This window comes from Kribbella sp. NPDC058693 (genome assembly GCF_042715335.1).
Lineage (GTDB): Bacteria > Actinomycetota > Actinomycetes > Propionibacteriales > Kribbellaceae > Kribbella > Kribbella jiaozuonensis.
Map to the genome: position 1 here is coordinate 80,193 of NZ_JBHXSQ010000005.1, position 14,348 is coordinate 94,540.

Consider the following 14,348-nt stretch of genomic DNA (forward strand, 5'->3'; position numbering starts at 1 on the left):
GGCCTTGACCTCGGCCGGGGTCTCCTCGGCCTTGACCTCGGCCGGGGTCTCCTCGGCCTTGACCTCGGCCGGGGTCTCCTCGGCCTTGACCTCGGCCGGGGTCTCCTCGGCCTTGACCTCGGTGGCAGCCTCGGCGGCTTCCGGCGCGGTCTCGATGACGGCGTCGGTCGCGACCGGCTCGGTCAGGACATCAGCGGCCGGGGCTGCTGCCTCGGCGGCCGGGGCGGCCTTCTCGTCGGTCTTGGCGGTGCCGTTCTGGCTCTCCAGCAGCTCGCGCTCCCAGGCGGCCAGCGGCTCCTCCTGGCCCAGCTCCTCGCCGGACGCGGCAGCACCCTGGCCGGAGCGGCCCATCAGGCCGTCGGCGACGGCGTCGGCGACGACCCGGGTGAGCAGGCCGACCGAGCGGATCGCGTCGTCGTTCCCCGGGATCGGGTAGTCGACCTCGTCCGGGTCGCAGTTGGTGTCCAGGATGCCGATGATCGGCAGCTTCAGCTTGCGCGCCTCGTCGACGGCGAGGTGCTCCTTCTTGGTGTCCACGATCCACACGGCGGCCGGAACCCGGGCCATGTCGCGGATACCGCCGAGGGTCTTGAGCAGCTTGTCGTGCTCGCGGCGCTTCTGCAGCAGCTCCTTCTTCGTGACACCGGAGGCGGCGACGTCGTCGAAGTCGATGAGCTCGAGCTCCTTGAGGCGCTGGAGCCGCTTGTTCACGGTCTGGAAGTTGGTCAGCATGCCGCCCAGCCAGCGCTGGTTCACGTACGGCATCCCGACGCGGGTCGCCTGCTCGGCGATCGCTTCCTGGGCCTGCTTCTTGGTGCCGACGAACAGGATCGCCCCACCGGAAGCAACCGTGCTGCGGACGAACTCGTACGCGCGGTCGATGTAGGACAGCGACTGCTGCAGGTCGATGATGTAGATGCCGTTGCGCTCGGTGAGGATGTAGCGCTTCATCTTCGGGTTCCAGCGACGGGTCTGGTGCCCGAAGTGCACGCCGCTCTCGAGCAGCTGCTTCATGGTGACTACGGCCATGATTGTGTGGGTCTCCTGTCACGCTTTCCCGGGTGCTCTTCCGGGTCGGCGCGTATCTCGGTTGTCTCACCACGCACCGGGTGGTGCGCTGTGCCTGATGCCCGTCGCGCCGGTCCACCCGAAGTAACTCCGGGACCGAGGATCGTCACAGTTTGTGCGGGCATGCGTAGTCGCCCCACCTAGATGGGGCGCCACCGGAAGTGTACGTGACCACCCGCGGGCAACGCGAACCGGCCCTGGTTATCCACAATCCCGCTCGAGCGGGTCCGCGGCCGGTGCCGACAACGGCATCTTCCCTGGCATGAACCTCGCCCTGCTCTCCCTCGCCATCCTGCCCGCCACCGCCTCCGACTGGCCACTCCAGCCCCGCCCGGAGGTGGTGCATGGCTTCGAACTGCCCGCGAAACCGTGGCTCCCCGGCCACCGCGGCATCGACCTCGCCGGCCACCCCGGCCAACCCGTCCTCGCGGCAACTCCCGGCACGATCACGTACGCCGGACCGCTCGCCGGCCGCGGCATCATCACGATTACCACCGGGACTCGTCGTACGACGTACGAGCCGGTCGTGCCTGTGGTGTCGGTCGGAGCCACCGTCACGACCGGAACCATCATCGGCCGCCTGTCCACCGCCGGCTCGCACTGCCTACCGAGAACCTGCCTGCACTGGGGCCTACTCCAGGGCAAGCAGTACCTGAATCCACTGACCCTCGTACCCAACCGCCCGGTCCGCCTACTCCCCCTCACAAACCAACTCCCACAACCAGCCCAGCCGATAGGCGCCCTAACTCAGCCGGCTCAGCCGGTGGGCGCCCCAGCCCAGCCAGCTCAGCCGGTGGGCGCCCCAGCTCAGCCGCCACCACAGCCACTAGCCCAGCCGCCAGTCCAGCCACCGCCGTCCCCACCACCGGCTCCGGCTCCGGCGGATGCCTCGGCGGCCCGCGCCCGCGCCGCGGAGGCGTCCGCTGCGACCAACCAGCGAACGGCCAAGCTGATCATCGCGGCGACGGCAGCCCTCACCCTCACCGCCGGCCTGCTGATCAGACGCGAGTAGCCGCCACAGGTGCGCCCGGCTCAGCCGATCAGCTGCCGGGGACGCGGGCCTGCCAGGCGTCCTCGTCCTTCGAGCGGCGTTCGACGCCCGCCGGGAGCTTGTTCTTGGCGAGATCGATCAACGTCGTGTTCTCGAGTACGTCGCGCAGGCTGGCGCGCGCCGCGATCCAGACCCGTTGGAGGACCACCGCATGTTCGTTGTACGAAACGCTCTCCGGCCGGACACCGGAGATGCTCACGATCGGACCGTCCACCGCGCGCATCACGTCGGCGACGGAGATGTCGTTGGGGTCGACGGCCAGCCGCCACCCACCCGACTGTCCACGCTGGCTGGAGAGCACACCGGCCCGGCGCAGGTCGGCGAGGATGCCCTGCAGGAAGCCGTGCGGAATGCCCTGCGCCCGGCTGAGCTCCTCGGCCGACACGACCGAAGGGTCGTCGGCCACCCACCGTTGGGTGATCTCGATCAGAGCTCGCAACGCATAGTCAGACTTCGCCGAAACCCGCATGTCCCGCAGTCTGCCGCATCCGGCCACCCGCGCGCCGCATCCCCCGCAGACAGACCCGTTCTGAGCCGGGTCTCGTGGTCAAGCGCGCGGATGCGCCTGCTGGTAGGCCTTCCGCAGCCGATCGCTGGAGACGTGGGTGTAGACCTGCGTCGTCGCCAACGACGCGTGCCCGAGCAGTTCCTGCACGCTCCGAAGGTCTGCCCCACCTTCGAGAAGATGCGTGGCCGCCGTATGCCGCAACCCGTGCGGACCCAGATCCGGTGCGTCGACGACCGCGATCCGCTCGTGCACCATCCGCCGTACCGCTCGTTGATCGATCCGGCCACCACGAGCGCCGAGGAACGCGGCCGGTCCGCTTCCCTCGCGCGCCAGCTTCGGCCGCGCCTCGGCCAGCCATCGCTCGAGCGCCTCCCCGGCCGGTACGCCGTACGGCACCGACCGTTCCTTGCGGCCCTTGCCGAACACGCGGACGACGCGACGCGACCGGTCGATGTCATCGACGTCGAGCGCGCACAGCTCGCCGACCCGGATCCCGGTCGCGTACAGGAGTTCCATGATCGCGAGGTCACGCAGCCCGACCGGACTTCCGTCGGCGGCGGCAACGGCTGCCGCATCGAGGACAGCTCGCGTGTCCGCCTGGCCGAGCACGCCCGGCAGGGTTTTGTGCGGCTTGGGGCTGGCGAGCAATGCTCCCGGATCCGTACCGATCCGCCCGGTCCGCTGCGCCCAGGCCGTGAACACCCTTGCGGCCGTGGCCCGCCGAGCCATGGTGCTGCGGGATTTCCCCAGACTTTGCTGTTTGGCCAGCCAGGACCGCAGCCCCCGGATGTCCAGCCCGCCCAGATCATCGTGACCAAGCCGAATCAAATGTTCGAGTAAATCCGCGACATCCCCGATGTAGGCTCTGACCGAGTGAGTGCTGAGATCTCTTTCCGCCGTCAGATGCCGTTCGTAGTCAGCCAGTAACTGAGTGAAACCTTCCGGCCAGGAAGGGTTCCCGCTGACATCGTCCGGCGTCATGCCACGACGATGCGTGAGGCGACCCGGCATCGCAAGCCACCGCGCGGAGACCGGCGAGAGGAGGTCTGGTCGATAACCCGACGGTCGACTACTGTTCGGCCCGATTGCCCTAGTAGCAACGGAGGCACCCCTGACCATGGCCCCCTCAGCGAACGGACAGACCGTAGGCCGGCGCCTGCCGGTCGAGTCGGCGTTCACTCGAGTCGAGGACGCGCGGCACCGTCTGCCGCGCTTGTTCGGTCGTCGCGACCTGGTCGTACTCGGCCTGGGCGTGATGATCGGCTCCGGCATCTTCAGCATCAGCGGCGTCCAGGCGGCCAATGTCGCCGGACCGGCAGTGATCCTGTCGTTCGTCATCGCCGCGATCGTCTGTGTGCTGGCCGCGGCCTGTTATGCCGAGCTGTCCTCGACGATCCCGGTCTCCGGTAGCGCGTACACCTTCAGTTACGTGACTTTCGGCGAGATGTGGGCCTGGCTGGTCGGTTGGGCGCTCGTGCTCGAGCTCGTCACCGCGGCGGCGATCGTCGCCCGCGTCTGGTCGGCGTACTTCCTGGCCACGCTGGACGGATTCGGAGTCACGCTGCCCAGTGGGGTAGCGCAGTTCTTCGGTCCCGAGGCCAAGGTGAACCTCGTTGCCCCGTTGCTCCTGCTGGTCCTGACCGCGCTGATCGTCACCGGTACCAAGCTGTCGTCGCGGGTGCTGACCGTCGTCGTGATCGCGAAGGTCGCGGTGATCCTGCTCGTGGTGATCGTCGGTGCGGCGCATGTCAGCATGTCGAACTACCACCCGTTCGTGCCGCCGGCCCGCGCCGCGCCCGCGACCGCGAGTCCGACCTTGCTCGGCTGGATCCTGGACTCGTCGTTCGGCTCGTTCGGGACGATGGGCATCTTCACGGCCGCGAGCACGATCGTGTTCGCGTACATCGGCTTCGACCTGATCGCGACCGCGTCGGAAGACGCCCGCAGCCCGCGGAAGACTGTCCCGCAAGGGATGCTGCTCGGCGTCGGCGCGGTGACGATCCTGTACATCGCGATGGCGGTTGTCCTGGTCGGCATGCGCCCGTACGGCAAGCTCGGTGGAGCCGCACCGGTCTCCGAGGCATTAGCCGCGGTCGGAGTCGGATGGGCCGCAAAGGTCGTCAACCTAGGAGCTTTGCTCGCGTTGATGACCGTGATCATGGTTGTTCTGATCGCGCAGAGCCGCGTCCTGTTCAACATGGGTCGTGACGGCCTGCTGCCGAAGAGCCTCGGCCGGGTCAGCCGGGTGTACTCCTCCCCTGCCCGCGCCGCAGCCTTCGCAGGTCTCGCCGCGCTCGCACTCACGCTCTACCCGAAGGTCCTCGAACTAGAAGAGCTCCTGGTCATCGGCGCCCTGTTCTGCTTCGCTTTCTGTGCCGTCGGCGTATTGACCCTCCGTCGCTCCGAACCCAACCTCGAACGCGGCTTCCGGGTCCCGATGGTCCCGCTGATCCCGCTGCTGTCGCTGGCCGCGACGGTATGGCTGATGCTCAACCTCAAAACGAGCACCTGGACCAAGTTCGGCGTCTGGATGGTCATCGGCATCGCGATCTACGCCCTCTACGGCCGCTGGCACAGCCGCCTGGCCAACGAAGACAGCTGGGACTTCGACCTGGGCGACACCGACCCCGGCACCGGCGGCCTACAAGCCATCCGCCCCGACCCCGACCGCGAACTCCGAGCCATCCGCACCCCACCCGACCAGCAACACCCCCCAAAACCCACCCGCGGCAAACACATGCGCAACTAACCCACCCCACCTGCAGCACGCTGTTCCAGCCACTCCGCGGTGCCCCAATCGCTGTACCCGCGCCACCCACGCCACGGCCCTCTACCCGCTCCGCAGTTCCCCACCTGCAGCACTTGCTCGCCGGCGAGCAAGTGCTGAGATGCGCATCCTGAGCACGCGCCGAAGTCCACGCACCACAGGGGACGCGGGAGCTCGATCATGACGCCAGGCTGGTCAGGGATGTCCCGCCCACCGCGCCATTGGCTCCGGGCCCGAGGCGGCGCCGCCTTTCGGGCCTCAGCTACCCACCCAGGGAGCGCGCCCGAGGCCGCGCGGGACCAGCTGGCCGTACGCGATCACCGCGCGGGACATCGCCGGCTGGTCGCTTGGCCGATGCGCGATCAACGGGAGGGGCCAGGTGCCTGATCAGGAGACCGCTGTTCGCTCGGCCGGTGCGGTCAACGGGCGGGTGGGCGCAGGTGCTCGGTCGGGATGTCGTGCTGTTTGGTCAGTCGTTCGGTGATCAGGGAGCGATGGCAGGCCGCGGGCTCGGCCTCGATACATAAGAGGGCCGCGGTCCCGTTGGTCGGCAGTGCTGAGACGATTGAGGTGAGGTCAGCGTCGTCGAGGATCTCGGTGGTGTAGCGCTGGATGTACTCGGCTGCGAGTTCGCGGCGTGAACGCTTGCCCACCCCTTGGCGATCATCCTCGGCGTACTGAAGCGTCCGCAGTTCGGTGGTTGGCGCGAGTTCAGGGTGATGTTCGTAAGCGATCCCCGCATCTGCCAGAGCCGCCTGCAGCCGACGCGAGTTCGCCCAGGCGTACTCAGCCCCCCGCACACCGCGCCGCTGGCGCACGTCGAGCAGCAACCGGACGTCGGCGTCCCGCAGCCGGTGGAGAAACGACGCCCAGTCGAACCCGTAGACGCCGATCGTCACCACCCTCAGCACCGGAAATCACGCACCGCCAGCCGAGGGCACGACGACGCCCGCATCAGCCCGTCGCTTGTGCCTAGCAACGAATTCACCCGACAGCCGTCCCCTCGAGTTCGACCATCAGCGTGGGGATCGCGAGTCGTGTCACGCCGAGCATCGTGGTCGGCGGTGCCACCCCGGCAGCACCTAACCGCGCCGCCAGCACTCCGTAGTGCTGGAACAGTAGCTCGATGTCCGTCGAGTACACGTTGAGTCGGACGAGGTTCGCCAGGGACATACCCGCGTCACCGAGAACGGCCTCAAGGTTGTCGAGGCTCAGCGCCAACTGTGCCGCCATGTCACCGTCGTGCTCGGGCTTGCCGTCGCCGCTCATCGCGGTCTGACCGGCGCAGTACAGCGTCCGGGTCTGCCCGGAGACGATCTCGCCCTGGTTGTACCCAAGCTCCAGCGACCACGTCCACGGGTTGACGGTCGTTCGCTCCACAGCCACATCCGCTCCATTCGATTGATCGACAGTACGTAGGCCGACCGGCCCAGCAGCCGGCCCACGTCGTACTGAAAGCCTCCCAACGAATCACGACATCTCGTGTCGTGTATGGCGGTAGAGTCTTCGGATGCGCGCCGACCGGTTGGTCTCACTGGTCCTGCTGCTGCGCCAACGCGGTCGGCTGTCCGCGCCGACGATCGCTCGCGAGCTGGAAGTGTCCATCCGCACAGTGCTGCGCGACATCGAGGCTCTGTCCGCGGCGGGCGTGCCTGTTTATGCCGAACGCGGGAGGTACGGCGGGTTCGAGTTGCTGCCTGGTTTCCAGACGGAGCTCACCGGACTGAACAACGACGAGGCGCTCGCGTTGCTCGTCGCCGGATCGCGCCGCGGAGCGCAGGTGTTCGGACTTGGCTCGGCGCTCGCTTCGGCCATGTTGAAGGTGGTTGACGCCTTGCCAGAGGGATATCGGGACACGGCGGCCGGCGCAGTACAGCGGTTGTTGATCGACCCGGATACCGATCTTCTCTCGCGTCGGCAGGTCGTCGAGGAGGTGTCGGACGCCGTCGCGGCCGAGATCCGGAGCGCTGTGTTCGCCGGGCACAAGCTGCGGATCCACTACGCGGCCGTGGATCAGGCTCCGAGGTGGCGCACGGTGGACCCGATCGGGCTGGTTACCGTACGAGACCAGGGCTACTTGCTGGCCACGAGGTCTGGCGAGGACCGCACGTATCGGCTGTCGCGGGTGCTCGCCGCTGAGGAACTCGAGGAACCCGCGCAACGATCGGATCGGGTTGATCTGCAGCGCACCTGGCAGGAACGCAGCACAAACTTCCGAACCGGCGGCGACCAGATCACCGTGCTCCTGCGCGTCAACCCAGCACGGCGGGAGGATCTCATGCTCACCGTGCTAGCCGTCACTGCGGACGAGGTCGATCCAGACGGCTGGCTGCGCCTCGAGGTCACCTTCCAAGACACACGCCATGCCGAGTGGGCCCTCTGGCAACTCGCCACCAACGCAGTCCTAGCACCCCAGTCCCTACGCACCACCCTCCACACCCGAGCCACCACAATCGCCACCCGCTACGCCCCACCCTCCTAACAGTTGCCACCAGCACCAACCGAAGCCGAAGCGGACCCAGAGCCGCCGCTCCGGACGAAGGGCGGGTGGGGTGGTGGTCAGGCCGGTGGAGCGGGGCACGCCCGCCGGAGTGGGTCAGGCGCGTGGAGTGGGCGGGGTGCGCTAGGTGGGTGGGGGTGATAGGTGGTAGCCGGTTGGGGTTTGGGTTATGAGGGTTAGGGCTGTCAGGGCTTCTAGGGATTGTTGGGTGGTGGGGAGGTCCAGGCCTGCGGTGACGGCTATGCGGGTGGCGGGGGCGGGGTGGTGGACGGGGACGGCGTCGAGGGTGCGTTGTAGGTCGGCGTCGAGGGTGTCGGTGAGGGATTGGGGGGCTCGTGGGGGTTGGGTGAGGCCGCTGCCGTACGGGGAGATTGCTTCGATGATGTCGGCGACGTTGGTGGCCAGTACGGCGTTGCGTTCGCGGACCAGGAGGTGGCTGCCGGCGGACATGCGGGAGGTGACGGGGCCGGGCACGGCGAGTACGGCGCGGCCGCATTGTTCGGCCCAGCCGGCGGTGTTGAGGGCGCCGCTGCGGATGGCGGCTTCGATGACGACCGTGCCCTGGGTGGCCGCGGCGATCAGGCGGTTGCGGGCGAGGAAGCGGAGCTTGGTCGGCGAACACCCGGGAGGGAGCTCGGCAACCACCAGACCCGCCTCGGCGACACGGCTGAACAGGGCTGAGTTGCGTTTCGGGTAGCTGACGTCGACACCGCAGGCGAGGACGGCGATCGTCGTCCCGGGAACTGCGAGCGCGCCGCGATGGGCAGCCGCGTCGATGCCGAATGCGCCACCCGATACCACAGTCACACCGGCCTCGGCCAGGCCGGCGGAGAGCTCGGTGGCGACGTGTTCGCCGTACGACGAGCAGGCGCGGGCACCGACCACCGAGACCGCACGAGTCAGGGATTGGCGGAGGTTGGCTTGTCCGCGGACCCACAGGCCGAACGGGACGCCCGCGCGGCGGGTCAGCTGTCCGGCCTCCTCGAGGATCTCGACCTGGTCCGGCCATTCGTCGTCGCCGGGAATCACGAACCTGGCTCCGGCGGTCGCAGCTCGCTCGAGGTCGCGGTGAGGGTTGGCGTCGGCGAGCCGGGTGGACCAGCGCTCCAGGCCGGGCGCGTTCTGCTGGAGGCGATCCCAGATCTCCACCGCCGGCAGCCCGTCGAACACCTTCAGCGCGGCAAGGTCTCCCGGCTCGATCACGCGGGACAGACCGGCCCGGGCCAGCCGTTCTTCATCGCCGTTGCCGCCAGCAACAACCGGGCTACCGCCGTCGCCTCCCCCGGAGCCGGCTTCCGCACAGGTGAGTGTGGTGTTCGTGATCATGCGGGGAGTCCTTTGAGGGAGCGGACATCGGCGAGCGGCGTCAGCGACTCGCCGGAACGGAGTTGGAAGGCTTCGTGGGTCTGGTCGGTGGTGGGCGTCGTCAGACCGGCCAGATCGGTGAGGGTCCAGGCCAAGCGGACTACTCGGTCGAAACCTCGGGCCGTGAGGCGGCCGGCGGCGTAATGGTCTTCGAGGAGTTTCTGGCTGGCGTCGTCGATCGGGTGCTCGCGGCGCAGAACAGGTCCGGGGACTTCGCTGTTGAGGGTCCAGGCGGTATCGCGGTATCGATGCGCCTGGCGGTCGCGGGCGAGCTGCACCCGGTCGGCAACGGTGGCGGTCGACTCCGCAGGTTCGCCGTCGGTGATGGTGCGCGCCGCCGGGAGGATCTGGCGCTGGATGTCGAGGCGGTCCTTGATCGGGCCGCTGATCCGTTGGCGGTAGCGAGCCAGGACCTGCGGCGTGCAGCTACAGATGCCCTGGTTGGTGCCGGACAGGCCGCAGGGGCACGGGTTCGCGGCCAGCACGAGCATGAAGCGGGCCGGGAACTTCGCGACCGCGGCGGCTCGATGGACCTCGACCATCCCGGACTCGAGCGGCTGTCGCAGGGTGTCGAGCGTGAGCGGATGCATCTCGGGCGCCTCGTCGATGAACAGGATGCCGCGATGGGCGCAGCTGATTGCACCGGGCCTCGGCACACCTGAGCCCCCGCCGACGAGGCTGGCAAGGGAGGCTGTGTGGTGCGGCGCAATGAACGGTGGCCGGACGACGAGCTCGGCGTCGTTGGTGAGCAGGCCGGCGAGTGAGTGCACGGCCGATACCTCGAGCGAGTCGTCCGTGCTGAGGTCGGGCATCAGCCCGGCGAGGCGTTCGGCGAGCATGGTCTTGCCAGAGCCGGGCGGCCCGTGCAGGAACAGGTGATGGCCACCGGCCGCCGCCGCTTCGATGGCGCGGCGGCCTTCGCGCTGGCCGATGACGTCGTCGAGATCGACCGCTGGGACTCGGGTCAGCGACTCCGACACGAGGCGTGGCTCGGCGCGGGGTGGCGCCTCGTCGGGGACCTCGGTCCCGCGGAGTAGGGCGAGGACCTGACGCAGCGAGCGTGCGCCGTACACCTCGATGCCTGGGACGAGGCGTGCTTCGCCGACGTTGAGGTCTGGTACGACGATCCGGTGGAAGCCGGCTCGGGCAGCCGCCAGGGTCATCGCCAGAGCGCCGCGGACCTCGCGGATGCGGCCGTCGAGGCCGAGCTCGCCGATGATCGCCGTCTGACGGAGAGCACCGCGATCGACGACGCCGGCCGCTGTGAGGAGTGACAGGGCGATGGCGACGTCGTAATGCGAGCCGGTCTTGGGCAGCGTGGCAGGTGAGAGCCCGATGGTGACCTTGCGGTCAGGGAATCGCTCACCGCTGTTGACCACAGCCGCGCGGACGCGGTCGCGGGCTTCGGACAGGGATGTGTCGGGGAGACCGATCAGGGTCGTCTTCGGCAGGCCTTGGGCGATGTCGGCCTCGACTTCGACGAGATGGCCTTCCAGACCGACCAGTGCGACGGACCAGGTCTGTGCGAGCGCCATCAGGCCACACCTCGCACGTGGTCCACGGTGGGTGGCGTGTTGTGGTCGAACAGCACGCCGACGACGTCGATCCGGATCGCCGCCGGTTTGAGCTGATGGGCCTGCAACCAGCGGCCGGAGAGCTTCCTGAGCGTGGCCAGCTTCCGGTAGGTGATCGACTCCAGCGGGCTCCCGTAGTTGAGCCCGCGCCGGGTCTTCACCTCACAGACGACGAGCGTGTCGCCTTCGCGCGCGACGATGTCGATCTCGCCGAGCTCGCAGCGCCAGTTACGCTCGAGCACAGCGAAACCGTGCTCGCTGAGATACCTCACGGCGAGATCCTCGCCGTACCGTCCGACGGTGTTCCTGGTCCGCATCGATGTCCACCTCCGGCAGAGAAGATGCCGGGATCAGGCCATCGAAACGGGCCTCCGCTTCAGAATGTGGAAAAACTCAGCGACCGAAGTCGGAGTCCTTCGGGACTTCCAGGTCGGACTTCGCGAGCTCTTCGATGTTGACGTCGCGGAAGGTGACGACCTTGGCGTTCTTCACGAACCGGGCCGACCGGTAGACGTCCCACACCCACGCGTCGGCCATCGTCACCTCGAAGTACACGTCGCCGCCCTCGGTGCGCACCTTCAGGTCGACCGCGTTGCAGAGGTAGAACCGCCGCTCGGTCTCCACCACGTACTTGAAGATCCCGACGACGTCCTTGTACTCCCGATAGAGCTGCAGCTCCATATCGGTCTCGTACTTCTCGAGGTCATCGGCACTCATCGATTGCTCTCCACTCCGGTGGGACTGGTCACATTCTGTCCCATATCGGGCCGCAGACTGCGGCGGACATTCTCAAACCGCCGTCGATGTTGCGGGCACGGGCCGTATTCGTCCAGTGCCGCCTGGTGTTCGGGCGTGCAGTACCCCTTGTGGATCGCGAACCCGTACTGCGGGTACACGGTGTCCCAGTGCTGCATCACCCGGTCCCGGGTCACTTTGGCGATCACGGAGGCGGCTGCGATACAAGCCGCCACGCGGTCACCCTTCCAGATCGCCAGTCCCGGTACGCCGAGACCGTCGACACCGAACCCGTCGGTCAGCACGTACGACGGGCGCACGTCGAGGCGGAACAGCGCCCGGCGGAGCGCCTCCACGTTCGCGACGTGCATGCCGAGCCGGTCGCATTCGGCGGCCTCGATCGAGACCACCGACCAGGCCAGGGCCCGCTTGCGGATCTCCTCGTAGCAGCGGTCCCGCGCCTTGGCGGTCAGCAGCTTGGAGTCGGCCAGCTCGGGGATCTGACCCCGTTTGCCCTCCGGCAGGATCACCGCAGCCGCCACCAGCGGGCCCGCACACGGCCCGCGACCGGCCTCGTCGACACCGGCGATCGGATCCAGGCCGACGCGGCGCAGGGCACGCTCGTACCCGTACAAGCCGGCGTCTCGCCGTACCGTGCTACCGCGCGGCAACGCGCTCATTCAGCCCTCCGCATCACACAACTCACCCTAGGCGTCAGAGGCGACAGGTTCTCACTTAGGTGGTGGCGTGAGCGATATCGAAGGTTTGTTCGGCGCCGGGCCGGGGGCCGGGACCGCCTTGAACGTGTCGGGTACGCCGAGTTTGCTCCAGCGACCCGCCGGCCAGACGATCGCGATCGCCCGTCCGGTGACCTTGTCGAGCGGCACGAACGCCGCGTCGCCCTGGTTGCCGCCGTTCGCGTCGAGGTCCTGCAGGTGCACACGGGAGTCTCCGGAGGCGGACCGGTGGTCGCCCATCACGAAGATCCGGCCGGCCGGGACGGTGACCTGGAACTCCATCTGGGACGGGGCATCGCCCGGATACAGGTACTTCGTCTCGTCGAGCGGCTGACCGTTCACCAGCAGGCGGCCCTTGGAGTCGCAGCAGGCGACCTTGTCGCCGGGCATGCCGATCAGGCGCTTGATCAGGTGACCGTGGCTGGAATCCGGCAGCAGGCCGACGATCTCGAAGAACCGGCCGACCGAGCCGCGCTTCTGGCCGCTCTCCTCCGGGCCGAGCCAGCCGCCCGGGTCCTCGAACACGACCACGTCGCCACGCTTGACGTCGGTGAGCTTCTCCACCACGACCCGGTCACCGACCAGCAGCGTGTTCTCCATCGACTCGCTCGGGATGATGAACATCTGCCCGACGAACGCCCGCAGGATCGACGAGACGATCAGGGCCCCGACCACGATCAGCACGAACTCCCGGGCTGCAGCCCCGAAGCCCGAACGATGGGCGGGTTTGGGGTCCGTCTTGGTCGGTGTATCGGTCACTTCTTCAGCCCCGGCTTCTTGAAGGTTTCCGGAGGACGCAGCATCGTCATCCGGTCAGACGGCCAGATTACGCAACAGGCCCGGCCAACCACGTTCTCGACCGGCACGAATCCGCCACCGGGGCCGCCCATATGGGCACGCGAGTCGGCGGATTCGGCGCGGTTGTCCCCCATCACCCACAGATGGCCGGCCGGCACCAGCACGTTGAACGGCACCTCGGACGGCTTGGCGTCCTTGAGCAGGTACTCGCGCTCGTCCAGCGCGATCCCGTTGACGGTGATCTGGCCCTGCTTGTTGCAGCAGATCACCCGGTCGCCGCCGATGCCGATCACCCGCTTGACCAGGTGACCCTCGCCGCTGCGGGGCAGGATGCCGACGAACTCACCGATCCGGCGGAAGGTCCCGGGCTGGGTCTGGGCCTCGTTCAGCCAGTTGCCCGGGTCCTTGAACACGATGATGTCGCCGCGGTCGACGTCCCGGTGCAGGTAGCTGATCTTCTCGGCCAGGATCCGGTCGTCCTTGGTCAGCGTGTCGTACATCGACTCCGACGGGACGTAGAACGCCTCCGCGACGAACAGCCGCAGGACCACGGTGATGACGAGCGCGAGCACCGTGACGGTGCTCATCTCGACGAGCAGGCTGAGCAGCGGATTCCGCTGCTTCAGCCTGCGGTGACGTCCCTTGCTGCGACGTGCCCTCGTGGCTACCGGGCGAGGGCGAGCTCGAGTCGCGGTGCTCGGCGCCATAGGAGACGGTCGTCGTTACGCGGCGTCAGGAGGCCGGGATCTCGCGCTTCTCCTTGATCTTCGCCGCCTTGCCGCGCAGCTCGCGCAGGTAGTACAGCTTGGCGCGGCGGACGTCGCCGCGGGTCACGACCTCGATCTTCTCGACGATCGGGGTGTGCAGCGGGAAGGTCCGCTCGACGCCGACGCCGAAGCTGACCTTGCGGACCGTGAAGGTCTCCTGCAGGCCGCCACCCTGGCGCCGGATCACGACACCCTTGAACACCTGGACGCGGGACCGGTTGCCCTCGACGACCTTGACGTGCACGTTGACGGTGTCGCCGGGCCGGAAAGCGGGGATGTCGTCACGCTTGCTCGCGTTGTCGAGCTCATTCAGGATGTTGCTCATCAGGTGTCTCTTCCTCGCGCGTGCCACAGGTCACCCACGAATGTCGGTGGTGATGAAGTCATCAGAAGGCTGCCGGTCGGTGGTCACCCCCTGTGGCAGGAGCACCGAAGGGCAGCAGCAGACAATCTTGCCACACGCCCCGCACCGTGACGA

General features: G+C 68.0%; 16 protein-coding genes. 3 read left to right on the forward strand and 13 right to left on the reverse strand.

Annotated features, from left to right (window positions below; all coding sequences use genetic code 11):
- The coding region (gene rpsB, locus ACFWUU_RS34635) for a 30S ribosomal protein S2 (RefSeq protein ID WP_380182124.1) at positions 1-1,029 on the reverse strand (1,029 nt) is incomplete at its 3' end.
- Between the two features lie 301 nt (positions 1,030-1,330).
- Between rpsB and ACFWUU_RS34640 the strand changes: the two genes are divergently transcribed.
- On the forward strand, positions 1,331-2,080 hold the full coding sequence (locus tag ACFWUU_RS34640) for a peptidoglycan DD-metalloendopeptidase family protein (protein ID WP_380182126.1): 750 nt from the start codon (positions 1,331-1,333) through the stop codon (positions 2,078-2,080).
- A gap of 28 nt (positions 2,081-2,108) precedes the next feature.
- On the opposite strand, the gene ACFWUU_RS34645 is transcribed toward ACFWUU_RS34640, so the two are convergent.
- Both ACFWUU_RS34645 and ACFWUU_RS34650 read right to left on the reverse strand, forming a co-directional pair.
- On the reverse strand, positions 2,109-2,588 hold the full coding sequence (locus tag ACFWUU_RS34645; protein ID WP_130449293.1) for an Rrf2 family transcriptional regulator: 480 nt from the start codon (positions 2,586-2,588) through the stop codon (positions 2,109-2,111).
- Between the two features lie 78 nt (positions 2,589-2,666).
- Positions 2,667-3,608, reverse strand: a complete 942-nt coding sequence (locus ACFWUU_RS34650) for a tyrosine recombinase XerC (protein ID WP_380182129.1) — start codon at positions 3,606-3,608, stop codon at positions 2,667-2,669.
- A 136-nt stretch (positions 3,609-3,744) separates the two neighbouring features.
- Here ACFWUU_RS34650 and ACFWUU_RS34655 point away from each other — a divergent pair, with 136 nt between their 5' ends.
- Entirely contained in the window at positions 3,745-5,376 is a 1,632-nt protein-coding gene (locus tag ACFWUU_RS34655) for an APC family permease (RefSeq protein WP_137259196.1), read from the forward strand.
- 437 nt (positions 5,377-5,813) lie between these two features.
- Here the strand turns inward: ACFWUU_RS34655 and ACFWUU_RS34660 are convergent, their stop codons facing one another.
- Both ACFWUU_RS34660 and ACFWUU_RS34665 read right to left on the reverse strand, forming a co-directional pair.
- Positions 5,814-6,305 (reverse strand): DUF488 family protein, encoded by a 492-nt coding sequence (locus ACFWUU_RS34660; RefSeq protein ID WP_380182131.1) that lies wholly within the window; start codon positions 6,303-6,305, stop codon positions 5,814-5,816.
- Between the two features lie 73 nt (positions 6,306-6,378).
- The gene (locus tag ACFWUU_RS34665; RefSeq protein WP_380182889.1) at positions 6,379-6,774 is read right to left on the reverse strand and encodes a RidA family protein; all 396 of its coding nucleotides are present in this window, start codon (positions 6,772-6,774) and stop codon (positions 6,379-6,381) included.
- 130 nt (positions 6,775-6,904) lie between these two features.
- Between ACFWUU_RS34665 and ACFWUU_RS34670 the strand changes: the two genes are divergently transcribed.
- On the forward strand, positions 6,905-7,876 hold the full coding sequence (locus ACFWUU_RS34670; RefSeq protein ID WP_380182133.1) for a helix-turn-helix transcriptional regulator: 972 nt from the start codon (positions 6,905-6,907) through the stop codon (positions 7,874-7,876).
- A gap of 141 nt (positions 7,877-8,017) precedes the next feature.
- Here the strand turns inward: ACFWUU_RS34670 and dprA are convergent, their stop codons facing one another.
- The 8 genes from dprA to rplS all read right to left on the reverse strand — a co-directional run bounded on the left by dprA (position 8,018) and on the right by rplS (position 14,195).
- Positions 8,018-9,220: a DNA-processing protein DprA gene (dprA, locus tag ACFWUU_RS34675; RefSeq protein WP_380182135.1), complete on the reverse strand. Its 1,203-nt coding sequence runs from the start codon at positions 9,218-9,220 to the stop codon at positions 8,018-8,020.
- Positions 9,217-10,794 (reverse strand): YifB family Mg chelatase-like AAA ATPase, encoded by a 1,578-nt coding sequence (locus tag ACFWUU_RS34680; protein ID WP_380182137.1) that lies wholly within the window; start codon positions 10,792-10,794, stop codon positions 9,217-9,219. The genes dprA and ACFWUU_RS34680 overlap by 4 nt, the downstream gene beginning before the upstream one ends.
- A complete protein-coding gene (locus ACFWUU_RS34685; protein ID WP_380182139.1) occupies positions 10,794-11,150 on the reverse strand; it encodes a YraN family protein in 357 nt (118 codons plus the stop codon). Before ACFWUU_RS34685 ends, ACFWUU_RS34680 begins: the two co-directional genes overlap by 1 nt.
- Positions 11,151-11,226: 76 nt before the next feature.
- Positions 11,227-11,550 (reverse strand): DUF2469 domain-containing protein, encoded by a 324-nt coding sequence (locus ACFWUU_RS34690; protein ID WP_012922325.1) that lies wholly within the window; start codon positions 11,548-11,550, stop codon positions 11,227-11,229.
- Positions 11,547-12,248 (reverse strand): ribonuclease HII, encoded by a 702-nt coding sequence (locus ACFWUU_RS34695; RefSeq protein ID WP_134111609.1) that lies wholly within the window; start codon positions 12,246-12,248, stop codon positions 11,547-11,549. Before ACFWUU_RS34695 ends, ACFWUU_RS34690 begins: the two co-directional genes overlap by 4 nt.
- Before the next feature lie 51 nt (positions 12,249-12,299).
- Positions 12,300-13,064: a signal peptidase I gene (gene lepB, locus ACFWUU_RS34700; RefSeq protein ID WP_380182141.1), complete on the reverse strand. Its 765-nt coding sequence runs from the start codon at positions 13,062-13,064 to the stop codon at positions 12,300-12,302.
- Positions 13,061-13,690 (reverse strand): signal peptidase I, encoded by a 630-nt coding sequence (gene lepB, locus ACFWUU_RS34705; RefSeq protein ID WP_233715186.1) that lies wholly within the window; start codon positions 13,688-13,690, stop codon positions 13,061-13,063. Before lepB (ACFWUU_RS34705) ends, lepB (ACFWUU_RS34700) begins: the two co-directional genes overlap by 4 nt.
- A 145-nt stretch (positions 13,691-13,835) precedes the next feature.
- Positions 13,836-14,195, reverse strand: coding sequence for a 50S ribosomal protein L19 (gene rplS / locus ACFWUU_RS34710; RefSeq protein ID WP_130449271.1), 360 nt, complete (start codon positions 14,193-14,195; stop codon positions 13,836-13,838).
- Between the last annotated feature and the right edge of the window lie 153 nt (positions 14,196-14,348).